Origin of the sequence: Streptomyces caniscabiei (assembly GCF_014930365.1) — a bacterium.
GTDB lineage: Bacteria > Actinomycetota > Actinomycetes > Streptomycetales > Streptomycetaceae > Streptomyces > Streptomyces caniscabiei.
Genome location: NZ_JABXWI010000001.1, coordinates 575612 through 591213, shown reverse-complemented (window position 1 = coordinate 591213; position 15602 = coordinate 575612). Strand labels below are relative to the sequence as shown.

The 15602-nt window shown below is 70.6% G+C and carries 15 protein-coding genes; 3 read left to right on the top strand and 12 right to left on the bottom strand.

Features of this window, described 5'->3' with window-relative positions; genetic code table 11:
- Positions 1–107 precede the first annotated feature (107 nt).
- From HW837_RS02890 to HW837_RS02880, 3 genes are all read right to left on the bottom strand, one after another.
- Entirely contained in the window at positions 108–2936 is a 2829-nt protein-coding gene (locus HW837_RS02890) for a SpoIIE family protein phosphatase (protein WP_193379394.1), read from the bottom strand.
- Positions 2937–3421: 485 nt separating this feature from the next.
- Positions 3422–3814 (bottom strand): SCO5389 family protein, encoded by a 393-nt coding sequence (locus HW837_RS02885; protein ID WP_045558629.1) that lies wholly within the window; start codon positions 3812–3814, stop codon positions 3422–3424.
- A gap of 28 nt (positions 3815–3842) precedes the next feature.
- Complete coding sequence (locus tag HW837_RS02880) at positions 3843–4826, bottom strand: ATP-binding protein (protein ID WP_045558630.1); 984 nt, start codon at positions 4824–4826, stop codon at positions 3843–3845.
- A 501-nt stretch (positions 4827–5327) separates the two neighbouring features.
- Here HW837_RS02880 and HW837_RS02875 point away from each other — a divergent pair.
- The gene (locus tag HW837_RS02875) at positions 5328–6257 is read left to right on the top strand and encodes an LAETG motif-containing sortase-dependent surface protein (RefSeq protein ID WP_193379395.1); all 930 of its coding nucleotides are present in this window, start codon (positions 5328–5330) and stop codon (positions 6255–6257) included.
- 87 nt (positions 6258–6344) lie between these two features.
- On the opposite strand, the gene HW837_RS02870 is transcribed toward HW837_RS02875, so the two are convergent.
- The 4 genes from HW837_RS02870 to HW837_RS02855 all read right to left on the bottom strand — a co-directional run bounded on the left by HW837_RS02870 (position 6345) and on the right by HW837_RS02855 (position 8587).
- On the bottom strand, positions 6345–7094 hold the full coding sequence (locus HW837_RS02870; RefSeq protein ID WP_193379396.1) for a calcium-binding protein: 750 nt from the start codon (positions 7092–7094) through the stop codon (positions 6345–6347).
- Between the two features lie 143 nt (positions 7095–7237).
- A complete protein-coding gene (locus HW837_RS02865; protein ID WP_045558633.1) occupies positions 7238–7624 on the bottom strand; it encodes a hypothetical protein in 387 nt (128 codons plus the stop codon).
- An 83-nt stretch (positions 7625–7707) separates the two neighbouring features.
- A complete protein-coding gene (locus tag HW837_RS02860) occupies positions 7708–7992 on the bottom strand; it encodes a YciI family protein (protein ID WP_045558634.1) in 285 nt (94 codons plus the stop codon).
- A 43-nt stretch (positions 7993–8035) separates the two neighbouring features.
- Complete coding sequence (locus HW837_RS02855) at positions 8036–8587, bottom strand: hypothetical protein (RefSeq protein ID WP_159040908.1); 552 nt, start codon at positions 8585–8587, stop codon at positions 8036–8038.
- A gap of 248 nt (positions 8588–8835) precedes the next feature.
- Between HW837_RS02855 and HW837_RS02850 the strand changes: the two genes are divergently transcribed.
- Positions 8836–9270: a hypothetical protein gene (locus HW837_RS02850; protein ID WP_052682910.1), complete on the top strand. Its 435-nt coding sequence runs from the start codon at positions 8836–8838 to the stop codon at positions 9268–9270.
- Here the strand turns inward: HW837_RS02850 and HW837_RS02845 are convergent.
- Positions 9252–9722 (bottom strand): DUF6174 domain-containing protein, encoded by a 471-nt coding sequence (locus HW837_RS02845; protein WP_045558830.1) that lies wholly within the window; start codon positions 9720–9722, stop codon positions 9252–9254. The genes HW837_RS02850 and HW837_RS02845 overlap by 19 nt on opposite strands.
- Positions 9723–9903: 181 nt before the next feature.
- Here HW837_RS02845 and HW837_RS48365 point away from each other — a divergent pair, with 181 nt between their 5' ends.
- Complete coding sequence (locus HW837_RS48365) at positions 9904–10290, top strand: hypothetical protein (RefSeq protein ID WP_078853560.1); 387 nt, start codon at positions 9904–9906, stop codon at positions 10288–10290.
- A 222-nt stretch (positions 10291–10512) separates the two neighbouring features.
- On the opposite strand, the gene HW837_RS02835 is transcribed toward HW837_RS48365, so the two are convergent.
- The 4 genes from HW837_RS02835 to HW837_RS02820 all read right to left on the bottom strand — a co-directional run bounded on the left by HW837_RS02835 (position 10513) and on the right by HW837_RS02820 (position 15536).
- Positions 10513–11082 (bottom strand): hypothetical protein, encoded by a 570-nt coding sequence (locus tag HW837_RS02835; RefSeq protein ID WP_193379397.1) that lies wholly within the window; start codon positions 11080–11082, stop codon positions 10513–10515.
- Between the two features lie 398 nt (positions 11083–11480).
- Positions 11481–12878 carry a glycoside hydrolase family 43 protein gene (locus tag HW837_RS02830; protein ID WP_390623552.1) on the bottom strand — a complete coding sequence of 466 codons (1398 nt, stop codon included), beginning with the start codon at positions 12876–12878 and terminating at the stop codon, positions 11481–11483.
- On the bottom strand, positions 12875–14875 hold the full coding sequence (locus HW837_RS02825; RefSeq protein ID WP_045558640.1) for a ricin-type beta-trefoil lectin domain protein: 2001 nt from the start codon (positions 14873–14875) through the stop codon (positions 12875–12877). The genes HW837_RS02830 and HW837_RS02825 overlap by 4 nt, the downstream gene beginning before the upstream one ends.
- Before the next feature lie 322 nt (positions 14876–15197).
- Positions 15198–15536, bottom strand: a complete 339-nt coding sequence (locus HW837_RS02820) for a winged helix-turn-helix transcriptional regulator (RefSeq protein ID WP_045558641.1) — start codon at positions 15534–15536, stop codon at positions 15198–15200.
- Between the last annotated feature and the right edge of the window lie 66 nt (positions 15537–15602).

Sequence of the window (15602 nt, the reverse complement as noted above, 5' to 3'; positions counted from 1 at the left end):
GGAGGGGACGGGGGAGGCGGTGCGGGACAGGGCCCGGCCCGGCGGGTTCATCCGGTCGGGTCAGCGGAGGGGGCCCCACATGGCGTACCCGCCGGATTGACGGTAGGTCAGACCGACGGCTCGGCGGACGGCTCTTCCACGAGTGACTGTTCGGCGAGTGACTGTTCCGCCCAGATGACCTTGCCCTCCGGGAGGAAGCGGGTGCCCCAGCGCTGGGTGAACTGGGAGATGAGGAACAGGCCGCGGCCGCCCTCGTCGGTGGTGCGCGGGTGGCGCAGGTGGGGCGCGGTGGCACCGCCGTCGAACACCTCGCAGATCAGGGTGCGTTCGAGGACGAGCCGGAGCAGGATGGGCCCGTCCGCGTGCCGGATCGCGTTGGTGACCAGCTCGCTGACGATCAGTTCGGTCGTGAACGCCAGCTCGTCCAGCCCCCACGCCCCGAGCTGCCGTGTGGTGGTCTTGCGGGCCTCCGCGACCAGCGCCGGGTCCGCCGGCAGCTCCCAGGACGCCACCCGGTGCGCGGGCAGGCGCCGGGTGCGGGCCAGCAGGAGGGCGACGTCGTCGGTGGGGCGGGCCGGCGCGAGGGAGTCCAGCACCCGTTGGGCGTGCCGTTCGAGGGAGGGCTCGGGCCGGGCCAGGGCACGGCACAGCACCTCCCGCGAGGCCCCGGCCAGCAGCCCGTCGGTGTGCAGGGCGATCACCGTGCCCTCGGGAAGGTCCAGCTCCAGCGCCTCGAACGGCTGCTGGCCGACACCGAGCGCGGGCCCCTCGGGAAGCTCGGGGAAGGTGACCGTGCCGTCCGGGGCGACCAGCGCCGGGGTGAACGGCCCCGCCGCGGCCATGGCGCACCGGCCCGACACCGGGTCGTGGACCACGTACAGACAGCGCGCCCCGACGGTCTGCCCGCTGCCCCCGCCCGGCTCGGCACCCTCCTGCCGCGCCGACTTCGCCACCATGTCGTCGAGGTGGGCCAGCACCTCGTCCGGCGGCAGGTCCAGGTCGGCGAGAGTGCGTACGGCCGTACGGAGGCGGCCCATGGCGGCGGCGCCGTCGATGCCGTGCCCGGCGACCTCGCCGACGACGAGCGCGACACGGGCGCCGGAGAGCGGGATGACGTCGTACCAGTCGCCGCCGAGACCGGTCAGTTCGTCGGCGGGCCGGTAGCGGACGGCGACCTCGGCCGCGTCCTGCTCGGGCAGCCGGCGCGGCAGCAGGCTGCGCTGGAGGACGAGGGCCGCGTCGCGCTCGCGCGTGTACCGGCGGGCGTTGTCGACGCAGACGGCCGCCCGGCCGACCAGTTCCTCGGCGAGGCCGAGGTCGACCGCGTCGAAGGGGTCCAGCCGGTCGCGCCGGAAGAACGTGGTGATGCCGAGCGTGATACCGCGCGCCCGCACCGGAACGATCATCACACTGTGCAGTCCGAGCGCCTCCGCGGGCACCGTCCGCGCGCCCGGGACCGCCCTCGCCCACTCCGCCGACAGGGGGTCCAGCCGCGGCTCGGACCACGAACGGCCGTCGACCAGCGCCCGCACGGGGGGCGATCCGGCCGCGTACGCGGCGACCGCGCCGACCTCCAGCACCGCCTCCGGCACCCCGTCGTGCACGGACTGCTGGGCCACCCGCCGCAGCGGGACGGAACCGTCGCCGAGGGGACCCGGCTCGGCGCCGCGCAGCACCGAGTCCAGCAGGTCCACGGTCACGAAGTCGGCGAGCGCCGGTACGACCACGTCCGCCAGCTCCTGCGCCGTGCGCCGTACGTCGAGGGTGCGGCCGATGTGTTCACCGGCGCGGTCCAGCAGGGCGAGCCGGGTGCGGGCGCGGTGCCGCTCCGACACGTCGACCACCGTGTAGTACACGCCGATGGGCCGCCCGTGGTCGTCCTCCAGCCGGGTGAACGACATCGCGTGCGCGGTCTCGCGGTGCGGCGCGGAGCGCACCCGGCCCACGTGCTCGTAGTCCAGCACCGGGACGCCCGTCTCCAGCACCTTCCGCATCTGCGCCTCGATGCGCTCGGCGTCCAGCCCCGGCTGCACCTCCGCGAGCCGCAGCCCCACCCTCTCGTGCGCCCGGCCGCCGCCGAACCGCTCCAACGCCGCGTTCGACCACACGAACCGCAGCTCCGTGTCCACGATCGCGATCCCGACCGGCGACCACGCGGTCATCCGCTCCAGCACGGTCCGGCTCATGTCCCAGCCGGGCGCTCGCGTGGCATCGGACACGAGAGCGACCCAGTGGGCGGGCCTGAGAGGGTCGGCGGGGGGAGGGGGCGCGGACGGCGAGGGGCGTGCGGGGGCGGACGGGGAGGGAGAGAAGGGCAGACGGGCGGAGGGGGACGCGGCGGGAGGCGGGGAGCCGGGGGCCGGGGCCGCCTGCCGGGCCGTGGGACCACCGGAGTGCTGGGCGGCCGACCGGACGCGCCCGGCGTGCCCCGCGGGGGACACGGGCGGCTGAGGGGCTCCCTGCGCCACCGGTGCCGCGGTGCGTGGCGGCGCGGGCTTGGGCGGTGCGGGCTTGGGCGGGCCCCCGGTGTCTCCGGCGGCCGGCCGGCCATGGCCCTCCCGAACGGGTACGCGCCCGCCCTCCCCCGCCGCTCCGCTCCCCGCCTCACCCGGCGCGGCGGGCGGTTCCTCGCGGGTGGGGACGACGCGGACCATCACCTTGAGGGGGTGGCCGTCGCGGTGGCGGGCGGTGAGGATGCCGGACCAGCCGCCGAGGGCGCGATGGGTCTCGGCCAGTGCGCCGATGCGTTCGCCGTCCCCCTCGACCAGGAGCGTACGGACGCTGCGGCCCAGGATCTCGGCCGCCGGATACCCGAAGAGCAGCTCGGCGTCCCGGGTCCAACTCGTCACGAACCCGTCCGCGTCGATCAGCAACGGCGCGGCGTCGGCCACGTCGAAGCGCTGACGGGAAACGGCACTGTCCCTGTCGGTCCCCACGGCGACCCTCTCTGTCGCTGAGACGCCCTCAGGCCCCATTATTCACCTTGTGTGATCGCAGGCAGGCCAACTTGTGACGGCGCATATCGCACGACCGCACGCCATGGCGCACGGACCGGCACGCACCGGACCGCTCACGGCTCCGCCGAGCCCCCGCCAGGCACCCGACCGCCCCGCCGAGCCCGCCAGGACCGATCACGATCGGGCGGGATACGGCGCGATAGGGACGAAGCCGCCCACGCGACCGGCCCCGAACCACCCACACGCCCGTACCGGCCCCCGCCCTCCGGTGCAGCGATACGCCGGTGACGCGCCCCCGTACGCCCCCTGAGCCCCCAAGTACGGAATCGACCGCCCCCTCCGCGAGAGGGGTGCGGAGGGGGCGGTCGACGGCGAATTCAGGCCCATCCCACGCCAGGCAGCCGACCGCCAGGCAGCCGACCGGCGGGTCGCGAGTCGGCCGGCGGGGATCGGCCGTCCGGCGCTCAGCAGTCGCGGAACTCCGGCGACTGGTTCAGGATCTGCGACCGCAGCGACGTGAAGCGGGTGTACGTCTCGCCGCCCCGCGCCTCCGGCGGGAAGACCGCCACCCGGTGGCAGTTCTGGAACGCGAGCGCCACCCCGAAGTGCCGCTCCAGGCTCCCCCGGATCGCGTCGCTGGACAGCGCCCGCAGCAGCTGGCCCCGCTCCTTCTCCGACGGCGGCGGAGTCCGGTTGTCGGCGAAGGGCGCGGCCCCCGCCCGCAGTTCACCGGCGAGCGAGGCGATGAGCTCGTAGGCGTACGGCAGCGACGTACGCACCGTTTGCACGAACTCCTCCTCCCGCACCTCGCCCTTCTCGGCATCGGCGAGCAGCTGCGGGGAGACGTCGAGCGACATGAATGGTCCTGTTCTGATCAGAGGGAGACTAGGGAGCTATGGAGGGAGCGGTGGCCCCGGCGGCGGCAAGCGCCTGAGGTCCGTGGCGGAACTCGGGGTCCACCTGGGCGGCCAGGTCGTGCCCGGTGGCGTCGTTGGCCCAGGCGGCGGCGTTGCGGAGGTGGAACTCGACGGCGTGGCGCTGGAACGTGGCCCAGTCCTTGACGCGGGCGTCGACGGCGTCCTTCAGCAGGGTCAGCGCGTGCAGGTTGTGCGCCTCCAACTCGCCCTGTGGCCGCCCCTGTTCCTGCGCGCGGACGTACGACGACTGCACGCAGTACGCGAACAGGTCGTCGCCGACGTGCTCCTTGAGGAAGAGCAGGTCGTCTTCGCCGGAGACCTTGTTGCCGACGACCGCGATCGGGATGCCGAACTCGGCGGCGTGCTCCCGGTACTGCCGGTAGACGGAGACGCTCTTCCGGGTCGGTTCCGCGACCAGGAAGGTCATGTCGAACCGGGTGAAGAGCCCGGAGGCGAAGGCGTCGGCGCCGGCGGTCATGTCGACGACGACGTACTCGCCGGGCCCGTCGACGAGATGGTTGAGGTACAGCTCCACCGCGCCGAGCTTGGAGTGGTAGCAGGCCACCCCGAGGTCGCTCTCGTCGAACGCGCCGGTGACCATGAGCGGCACGTCGCCCACGCGCTCGACGTGCCGGGAGTGCAGGTCGTCGTCGCCGAGGAGCCGCAGCAGGCGGGACCCGCGGCCCGGCGGGGTCGTCTTGACCATCGCCTCCCGCGAGACGATCCGCGGGTTGGTGCCGCGCAGCAGGTCCTTGATCTCGGCGGTGCGCGAACTCAGCGGCGGGGCGCCGAAGTCCGAGTGCTCGTCGAGACCGAGCGCGTGCGCGAGGTGCTGGTTGATGTCACCGTCGATCGCCACGAGGGGCGCGCCGGTCCGGGCGAGGTGCCGGGCGAAGAGCGCGGAGAGCGTCGTCTTGCCGCTGCCGCCCTTGCCTACGAAGGCCACACGCATGGACCGTCACCCCGCTCGCCCTCGGCGGCACCCTTGACGCCGATAATGAAAATGGATGTCATGAACGTAGATTCGGGAGCGGCGGGCGGCTTGTCAAATCCGTCCCCTATCAACTCCCTTGGGCAAAGAGGTGAGTTGGTGAACCCTTTGCGGAGGGGGTCTGCTCTTGGGGTGTTCGTGAGGAACGCATGGCGTCCCGATGGCCGCTCGATGGTCTCCCGGAGGAACTGATTCCCCTTGTGTCCCATATGTGCACCGCACGTGGGGCGGATGTGTCTGACGGACCGTCCGGCGCCGCGCCCGACCGGCGTTTCCCGAGGTTGACAGCCCCTACCCCTTGGTAAACGATGTCCCCACCCTGTGGCTCAAGTGACCCCTGAGCCCGGTGTTTTCTTCGACCACTCACCCCCGGCGCGGCTACCGGCGGCCCTGTGCTGCCGTGCCGCCGCCGCGCCCGGGGTCTCGTATGTACGACGTTCCGAGTTCGAGAATGGGATCTGCATGTCCATAGCGAGACGTGTCATCGTGAGCCGCCTGGTGGGGACGGGCATCGCCGCTCTTGCGCTGAGCGCGGCGGTCTCCGGCCCGGCTTTCGCCCATGACACACCCGGCGGCGGCGACGGCTGGGGCAAGAAGAGCTACGCCCCCGGCCAGGGCGCGGGCACGGCCACCGAGACCGACCGCTGCGAGTTCTCGCTGGACGGCGTGACGTTCGCCGACTGGGTCAAGCTCGACGACCAGAACCTCAAGCCCAGCGACGACGGCAAGGTCCACATCAAGGTCCGCGCCGCCTCCGACGCCACGACCTGCACGGTCTCCCTCGCCTCCTACCTCGCCCACGGCCCGACCTTCGCGACCTCGGGCGAGCAGGTCTTCGTCGACTTCGACACGGTCACCGTCAAGAAGGGCGCGACGGACTCCCTCGACATCGCCGTCCCCGACGCGGGCTGCTACGCCCAGGTCGACCTCTACCGGGGCGCCGTGAAGTTCGACGGCAAGCTCGACGCGAAGGACGGCTTCGAGCACGGCGACGTCCCCAAGGGCCCGGACCGCCCGGTCATCAAGGACAAGCTGATCGCGGCCTGGAACGGCGGCACGAAGGACTGCACGACGGAGCAGCCCCCGGCCGAGGAGAACCCGCCCGCGGAGGAGAAGCCCCCGGCGGACGACCAGCCGCCGGCCGAGGAGAAGCCGCCCGCCGATCAGCCGCCGGCCGACGACACCCCGAAGACCGAGTCGTCCCCCTCCCCGTCCCCCCCGGACTCCACCCCGGTCGCCCCGTCCCCCAACGGCGGTGAGCCCGGCGACCTCGCCGAGACGGGCGGCGGCAACGCCATCCCGATCGCCATCGGCGCGGCGGGCCTGGTGGCGGCGGGCGGCGCGATCTTCGTCGTGACCCGCCGCAAGAACGCGGGCCGCACGACTTCGTGACGGAACACCGGACCGTGTGAACGTCCGCGGCGCCCGGCCTCTGCTCACCGAGGTCCGGGCGCCGCGTCGGTCTGCCCTGCTCCTGTCTCAGCGCACGTCGACGTAGTCCCCGGTGGCCTTGGCCGCCGAGGTGGTGCTGTTGCCGGCGAAGGTCCAGCGCCAGTACCCGTCGGCGCCGGCCTTGACGGTGGCCCGGAGCGCGCCACCGCTCCCGCTGCGGACGGTCTTCACCGTGCTGTAGGTGTCCGACCCCTTCTTACGGAACTGAAGCTTCACCGACCGCCCCGAGTACCCCGCGCTCTTGTGGGTCCTCCAGTCGGCGCGGGCCAGCCTGCCGGTCACGGTGAGCTGGGCGTTCTTCCGCACGGGCTCCGGGGCCGCGTTGACACCGAGCGTGGCGAGCCGCCGTACGGTGAAGGTGGCGGCCTGGTCCGTGGTCATCCAGTTGTCGTCGCCGGCCGTCACCGAGGCATTGATGTACCAGGGGTCGTCGGCCGGGTCGTTGCTGTAGAAGCTGCCCGCGTCGATGGTCCAGGAGCCGGTGCAGGTCGAGGTCGTGGCGCTGACGACCGCGCAGGTGATACCGCGGTCGGATGCCCGATAGAGGTACGACGGCAGCCGCGCGTGGATGCTCATCTTCTCGATCCCGGAGCCGTGCCGGGCCGTGACGCTCACCTTGAAGGTCTTGGGCGCGGTGGGCCCCAGCGCGAGCGCGGCCCCGCCGTTCACGACGACATCGGTGATGACCGGGCCATCGTCGGCGTGGGCGGCCGGAACGGCGAACGCCGAGAGAGCGAGCGCGCCGCTCAACACGGCGGCCAGGGAACGCGTACGCACGCGACTACCTCCACATGGATCGTCGGCACCGACCGTCGATACAGACCGTCGGTCACATGAACCCGGCCCACTTTCCCAGCCGCCGCTCCGAAAGAGATCGGTGAGACTACGGAATCGGTTACGTACTCCCGTCCTCCTCCCGGCTACAGCACCGCCCGACGAAAACGCTCCAGCAGGGCCTGAGCCTCCTCGGCGCCGGCGTCGAAGAACTGCGTGGCCAGGGCGGGCGGCACGGCGGGCCCCTGCATCCGGACCTCGTCGCAGCCGAAGCAGAACGCCGCCTCGTACAACGGCAGGTCGAGGACATCGTCGTACGCCCGTACGCCCCACCCCGGCGAGAACCCGCAGCGGTGCTGTGTGCTGCCGGGCAGACTCGCGATCAGGTCCAGGATGTCGCCGACCTCGTCCCCGGCCCAGTGGGCGACCACCGCGCCGGGGTACGGGGCGCCCCGCCTTCCCGGCAGCCCCGAGATCCTGACGACTTCGATCAGCGCGGTGGCCGCGACGACGGCCGGTGCGGGAAGTTGCATGACCGGCAGTCTGCTCGGTCGGCCTCGGTCAGCACGGCGAAGCCGTCGCTCGTGTCCGTCCGGGCGCGCACCGGTTCCGCTGCTCAGGATGGATCGCGCCGCGGTCCGGACAGACCCACGACCGGCGCCCATTCGCGCACACCGACCACCTGGACACCAGGGGTGCGGTAGTACGGATCGGTGTCGAGTATGCGGTCCAGCTCTGCGCGGTCCGTGTCGAAGACAAGCAGCGCACCAGTGTCGTCAGCGAACGGACCGGCGGCGACGAGACATCCCTCCTCGTGAAGGCGGTTGAGGAGTGCGCGATGCGCCGGACGTGCCGCGAGGCGTTCAGGTGAAGCGGTCAAGGCAAGTTCGACGATCAGCATGCGCCCGACCGTAGCAGCGACAGCATCTGGCCATGGGGATGCCCTACTTGCCTGTCAGTTCCACTTCGCAGTCCAGTGTCTGTGTGTATGCGCGGCCGCTCTGCCGATAGTCGAACTCGCAGTAGCGGGCGCTTCGGGAGGGCAGGCTGGTGATCTTCAGCCGTGCCAGGTAGTAGATGTCGCTGGAGGCGTGTGGAGCCACTTTCACGGGCTTGTCGGAGTGGTCGCGCAGCGCGGCGAACCGTGGAGCCAATTCCTCGCCCTCCTTCGCCAGCAGCGCCAGCCCTTCGGTGTCTTCCAGGCTGTAGGCGCCGTATCCCAGGACCTTCATCCCTGTGGGAACCTCGACGAGTGACACCCCGGTGATTTCGATCGGCTCGGCGGATTTGTTGGTGGGCACGGGGAGCGCGAACCACCAGATGTCCCCGACCTGCACGTTCTCGCTCCCGACGGTTCCGCTTTCCTGGATTCCGCCCTCCAGCGCGGCGCCTTGAGGACTCTGCCCCAGAGTGGAACACGCTGTGACGAGGAGCGCGGCGGCGACGGCGACGCCGATGCGGAGAGAACGTGCCGGGCTTGTCGATTCCGGGATCATCTATTCCCCAAATGAAGTGCCGGCCAAGGGATTTGGCCACGGCCCTTTGCGCGTCGCTTGTGCTCGCGGTCACGAAATCTACGCCTGGAATCCGCGGCGCAGCGTGCCGTTGAGCTACTTCTGAGGTGGGGATTCGGCCGTCGACGTCACTGTTTCGACCGGTGGTGAGCATCCGGCCGCGTCCCTACGTACCTCTTGGCGAGTGCACTCGGGTACGAAGTACGAAGAACGCGAACGGAGATCCGGACGTGATGACGAAGCTGGCGCGGGGCGGTGTGTTGGCTGCGGGGCTGGCTGTCCTGCCTCTGGTGGCGGCCTGTAGCGGGGGCGGTGGTGACAAGGGCTCGGGCAAGGCGAGCGAGGGGTCCAGTCCGGTTGCCGCGGTCGTCGCGCCGGCCAAGGTCGAGGTGATCGCCGAGCTCACCGGATGCGAGGTGAAGATCCGGACCGAGGCCGAGGAACTCCGCGAGGGCGTGTGCCAGACCGGGGCGGGGGACTACCTCATCACCACCTTCCCCAAGGACGAGCTGAAGGAGGTCTGGCTGGAGTCGGCCTCGATGTACGGCGGCAAGTACCTCGTCGGCCCCCGCTGGGCCATCTCCGCCAAGCCCGACGTGCTCAAGCAGCTCAAGGCCAAGGTGGGCGGCACGGTCCGGGACCTGAGTCAGCCGAGCGCCTCGTAGTCGCTGAGGTCGTACGCCGCCTCGTCGTCGATCGCGTCCTCGTCCCAGTCGATGGCGAGCGTGAGCGGACGGCCGTCCGACGCGTACGTGCCGTCCACCGTGTCCGCACCCTCTTCGCGGGCCACCGCCGCCTCCCGCAACAGGTCCGCGATGGTGGGTATGTGCTGCGGCGACCGGTCCACCACGTGCCGCCCGCTGTCGTCGAGCCCGACGGCCCGCACGACCTTCCCGTCCCGGACCGTCACCCTGAACGTCCCGATCAACGGCCGCTCGCCCTCCGTCGACCTCAACGTGTAGGTGTAGGACGCCGGTTCCTTCCAGGCGGGCGCCGAGGGCTTCGTCGCCGTCGCCGGTTCCTCTCCGCACCCTGACACCGCCCACATCAACGCCCCCGCCGTCGCGGCGGCGGACAGCGCGCGGGGACGGAGTCGTACGGCAGTGGTGGTCGGCATGGCGGTGGCCCCTTCGTGGACGGTCACCACTGGGACGCCGGACGGGGCGACAACGTTCGGCGGATCCGTCGAGTCCCCGGTGCCGAGCCCGGCCGAGCCGACACGGTTTCCGGCCGTCGTCGCCGGAAGGCTCCGCCCGGGAGAGCGTCACGGGCAGGATGGCCGTATGACGAAGCCGTCCATGCCATCCGTGCTGTCCTTGCCGTCCGGCCGCTGTTCCTCCTCCTCGGCCTCCCCCTCCGGGTCCGTGCTGTCGTTGTGGTCCAAGGACTCCCTGCTGTCGATCGGGTCCGTCGGGTCGGTGCTCTCCGTGGGGTCCGTCGGGTCGGTCCTGTCGGTCGGTTCGATCGGGAGCGCCCTGTCCGCCGGCTCGATCGGGTCCTCGCTGTCACTGATCTCGACCGGCTCGTGGCTGAGTACGGGGTCCCTGTTCTCCGCGCAGTCACGGTGGTCGGTGCTGTCGTGGCGTTCCAACGGGGGCTTCATGGCCGCCGGAGCGGTGGGGGCGGCAGCCGTGGTGGCGGCCGGGGGAGCCCTGTTGCTGGGGCGGCAGCGGCAGAGGGGCTAGGGGACACCTCAACGCGATGAGCCCCGCTTCACATGCTGTGAAGCGGGGCTCATTCTGTGGAGCGCCGGGCAGGCCTTGCACCTGCATTTCCCCGCAGGAAGCGGGGCGTCTTTCCTTGGACCACCAACGCATCGAGTGCTACCGGGATTTCGATTTCCGGTGAGCGGCTCGAGATCAACTATAGCGGATCTTCAGGGTCGTTGCATCCTCGGTCGTGGCCGGTCAGAGCAAGTGCGCCTGCGGGGCGTACTCGACGCGGAGGTACTTGGCGTTCCGCTCGCCGTACGCCTCGTGGAGGATCGGCTCGGCGGTCTCGGGGTCGTCCACGCCGACGTGGACGAAGCCGGTGCCGTCCAGGCCGACCTCGCGCAGGGCGAAGGTGCCGTCCCAGCGGCTCATGTCCTCGCTGACGCGGTCGAGGAGGGCGTTGAGGTCCTTCTCGTTGATGTCGCGGTCGTGGAGCCGTACGGTCACGCCCTTCTCGGCGCCTTCGCAGACGGCCGTGTCGAAGGGGGCGGAGGGGATGCGGTAGACGTCCAGGGAAGCCGCGTCCTCGTCCAGGACCATGCCCGTGTAGACCGGGGCGTGGCGGCCGGCGACCAGCTCGTCCACGTAGCTCAGGGTGCGTTCGAGTGGGGTGTCCTCAGGGACGCCGTCCCTCGCGTGACCGGCGAGGCTGCCCTTCGGCTGGGTGCCGTGGCAGGTCCTCGTCGGGGTCGACACGATCTCCACGCTCTGGGCGTCGGCCGCCGATCCCTGGATGCCGCCGAGTACGACGAGGGAGCCCAGCACGGCCGCGGCGGCTCCGCCACGGGAACGGGAGCGGGTACGGGTACCCGGGCCGCGCCCGCTCCGCGTTGACGTCCAGGTCCGGGTCCACGTCCACCCGCGCTCGTCCGGCTCCCCCATGAGACCCTCCGCGTTTCCGCTCGTCCGACCGCACGATCGGTACTGAGACGCAGGGGCGCGCCTGAACGTTCGATCCGCCCCGTCCGGTCCGCCGGCTTCGCCTTCTCCCCGTACCGGAGTTGAATCGGGCCCGACGAAGACCGACGAGGAGGACCGGGCCATGGGGCGACGGACGGCTGGCATCTCTTCGACGACGGCGCGTACGACCACCAACGTGTCGTTCGGCGCGGCCGAGCTGGTCCGGGGCCGCTGAGGCTCCGGACCAGCCGGGGGCATGGGTGTCAGTAGCCCACCCGGAACGTCGCGTCCGCCCGCTCCGTCGCCGTCGAGATCGGGTCGATGCGGAGCAGGTAGTTGCTGTGCCGGATGTAGCGGGTCGGGTTGTTGTACGAGCGGAACGAGGACCACGTCGAGTCGGCGAGGCCGGCGACGCGGGTGAACGTGGCGTCCGCGGCGAACGTCGACGTGCCGTCGTTCGCGTCGAGGCGGAGCGCGTAGTTGTAGTGGCGCAGATAGCGGGTCGGGAAGTTCACCGACTGGAAGGAGACCGCCGAGGAGTCCGCGAGGCCCGGGACCAGCTTCCACTGGGAGTCGGTGAACGGGTCGAAGGGGTACTCGTCGATACGGCCCACGTAGCTGCTGTGGCGGACGTAGCGGGACGGGAAGTTGTACGACTTCAGGCGGTTCCAGGTGGGGGCGCCCCACTTGGCCAGCAGGTTGGTGTACTCCGTCGACGTGATGGGGTGGATGCCGCAGTGCTTGGAGTTGAGCGGCTGGGTGTAGAGCTTCTGGTCGAGGGCGGTCCAGGTGCCGGAGGCGAGGTCGTTCGACTGCCAGACGTAGAAGACGCCGTTGGGGGTGTACGTGTCCCCCCAGAGGTACCAGGCGGAGGACGTCAGGGACTTCACCACCGTGGGGGCCTCGGTGCCGCCGTGCGCGACGCCCGTGCTGAACGGGGTGAAGCTGCCCGGGTTGAGGGTGGTGGAGCGGGCGCCGACCAGGGTCTGGTTGACCTTGTAGTAGAGGTAGTTGACGCCGTTGACGCCGACCGTGAGGTTGCCGTCGATGATGTCGTAGCCCGGGTCGAAGAAGACCTGGGGGTTGGTCGACGTGACGAAGTCCGTGGTGTAGCTGACCATGATCACGTTGTGGCCGCTGCTGTTCACGGAGGAGTAGAGGATGCCGTACTGGCCGCGTGAGGCGTCCCAGTAGGCCTCCGGCGCCCAGCTGTGGGTGCTGGTCATGTCGTGGAGCTTCAGCCGCCGGTAGCCGGTGAAGGTCCGCAGGTCGGCGGAGTCCCAGACATGGATGTACGTGCTGTTGTAGTTCCAGTCGGTGCCCTTGAGGTCCGTCGCCAGGACGACGAACGTGCCGTCCTGCTTGCGCATCAGGAACGGGTCGCGCAGGCCGCCGGCGCCCTGGGTCGGGGTGACCAGCGGGGCGTTCTGGTTCAGCGGGGTCCAGTTCAGGCCGTCCTGGCTGACGGCCAGGTGCAGGCCGTAGTCGGCCTCCAGCATGGTGTTGGACTCGGTGAAGTAGACCATCGCGTACGCGGAGTCGGCGGCGTGGGCGGTGCCGGCGCCGAGGGTGAGCACACCGGTGGCGGCCAGTGGCACGGTCGCCGCCGTGCCGAGGAACATGCGGCGGGAGAGGCCGGGCCCGCTGGTCATGCGGCTCATGTCAGGCTCCACTTCTGGTTGTTCTGGCCGTTGCAGGACCACAGGACGAGCTTCGTGCCGTTGGTGGTCGCGGCGTTGTAGGCGTCCAGGCAGAGACCGGAGTTGACGTTGACGATCGTGCCGTCGGCGTTCACGTTCCACTGCTGGTTGGTGCCGCCGTGGCAGTCCCAGATGACGACGCGGGTGCCGTTGGAGGTGCCGCGGTCCCAGGCGTCGAGGCACTTGTTGCCGTACACGACGAGTTCCTTGCGGGAGGTGTACTGCCAGACCTGGTTCTGCCCGCCGGAGCAGTCCCACAGCTGGGCGTCGGTGCCGTTGGTGATCGTGTTGTTGTTGATGTCGGCGCAGCGGCCGGAGCCCGTGCCGGTGATCACGGTGCCGTTGGTGCCCGGCAGCGGCCGTACGACGATGCCTTCGAGGGTCGGGGCGCCGGAGAAGGTGATCGTGTTGGCGCTGCCCTTGGTGAGCGACATGGCGACGGAGATGTTGCCGGGGGAGGAGCCGGTCGGCGGGAAGGAGACCTTGGTGGAGGTCTGGCCGTTGACGGTGAGGGTGCCGACGCGGGCCGTGGAGGTGTTGTTGGTGTAGGAGACGTCGACCGTCTTCAGGCCGGTGTTCCCGGCGACCACGCCGGAGAAGCTCGCTGTGCCGTTGTACGAGGCGGCCGACTGCTCGGTGCCGCCCTTGACGGTGAGCATGACCGAGGTGCCCGCCGGGACGCTCGTGGTGTAACTCGTGCCGGGCGTACCGACGTTGGTACGGCTCCACAGGTTACGGACGGTCGCGGAGGCGTTCGTCAGACCGAGGTCGGACCAGCGGACGGTCATGTTCTGCGTGGTGGAGGTGCGGTTGAGCAGGACGACCGCGCGGTTGCCGGTGCCGGAGAGGACCTTGCCGTACACCTGGAGACCGGTGGTGTCCTCGGCGACCTTGACGCCCTGGAGGCCGCGGGGGTCCTGGTCGACGGCGATGACCTCGGGGTTCTTGAGGATGTTCGCCGTCTCGGTGGTCATGGTGGAGAGGTCGTTGCCGGCGAGCAGCGGGGCGCCGGAGATCGCCCACAGGTTCATGTGGGTGCGGTCCTGGGCGGCGGTGAGACCCATGCCGATCATCAGCATGTCGGGGTCGTTGTAGTAGCCGGTGTGCTGGGCCGTGGGGTGCACGTTCCGGTCGTAGTTGGTCAGCATGCCCGCGTACGTCAGGCCCTGGCCGTGGTAGAAGATGTCCGTGTTCGTCCGCCACATCGGGCCCATGCCCGGCGCCCAGTTCCAGGGGTTGGAGTAGCCCCAGTTGCACAGGGAGAGGGCGAGGGGGCGGCCGGTGGTGGCGGTCGCGGTGGCGACGGCGTCGCTGATCGCCTGGTAGGTCGTCTTCGGGTCGAGGCCCTCGGCGTCGCCGCCGCACCAGTCGACCTTCACGAAGTCGAAGCCCCACTTCGAGAACTGCGTCATGTCCTGGACGTAGTGGCCCTCGCTGCCGCTGCCGGGAGCGGCCGGGCGGCCGGTGGGGAAGTAGTAGCCGCAGCCGTCCTTGCCGGCGTCGGTGTAGATGCCCGCCTTCAGGCCCTTGCTGTGGATGTAGTCGGCGATGGCCTTCATGCCGCCGGGCCATTCGGCCTCGTCGATGGTGATGTTGCCCGCGCTGTCGCGCGTGCCCTGCCACCAGCCCTCGTCGATGTTGATGTACTCGTAGCCGGCCTCGGGCAGCCCGGCCGCGACGAACGCGTCGACCTGCTGCTTGATCACGTTGTAGTCGACCTTCGCGGCGAAGGCGTTCCAGGAGGCCCAGCCCATCGGGGCTTCGGGGACAGGTATTTGACGGTCCGTCACCGCTACGGGTGCGGCGTCGAGTTCGGTGACGGGTGACGTCGGCGCGGTCGTCGGCTGGGCGAAGAGCAGGGCGGCCGTCGCGGTCGTCGCCAGGGCGAGGGCGCGTACGGCGGCGTTTCTGCAACGGCGCCCGAAGCCGGGGGAGTCAATGCGGGGAGGGGGGAACATGCGGCTCCTTCGATGGATATCGCCGTCGATATCTCGAACAAGGATCGGCTCGCCGAACGTATCGGCTGGCCGAAAGTAGAGCCACGCGAGAAGGAAGTCAACGGGTGTGACACGGGTGGTTTTTGAACCGGTCACATCGCCCCGACGGACCGCCTCGACGTCGAGGGGCGGACGGGGGTCAGCCCCTGCGGCCCGCCACCTTCCCACCCGCGCGTTCACGCGTGGGCGGCATCACGATCACGTTCGTGCGCCCGAGGGCCCAGGGCTTCGTGGACGCCACAGCGGTGCACAGGGACGCGCAGCCCGCGAGGCGCCGGGGCGCCTACCGCGTCGACCGCTCCCGGCCCCAGGAGGCCAGCGGTTCGAGCGCGGTGTTGAGGCGTGTCCCGTCCTCGGTCAGCGAGTACTCGACGCGGGGCGGCACCTCGTCGTAGGAGACGCGACGCACGATCCCGTCCGTCTCCATCTCCCGCAGATGGGAGGCCAGCACCTTCTCGCTGACGCCCGGAAGCAGCCGGCGCAGCTCACCGAATCGGCGACCGGGCTGCTCGTGCAGCGCCCACAGGATCAGGACCTTCCACCTGCCGCCGATCACCTCCATCGCGGTGTCGATCCCGCAGATGTGCTCGTCCGGTGCGCCCGGCCGGTTCAGCGTCGCCATGTCCCCCACCCCTCCGACGTGCTCGCTCACCTCAGGGTAACCACCCACTCCGAAGTGCGTACTTGA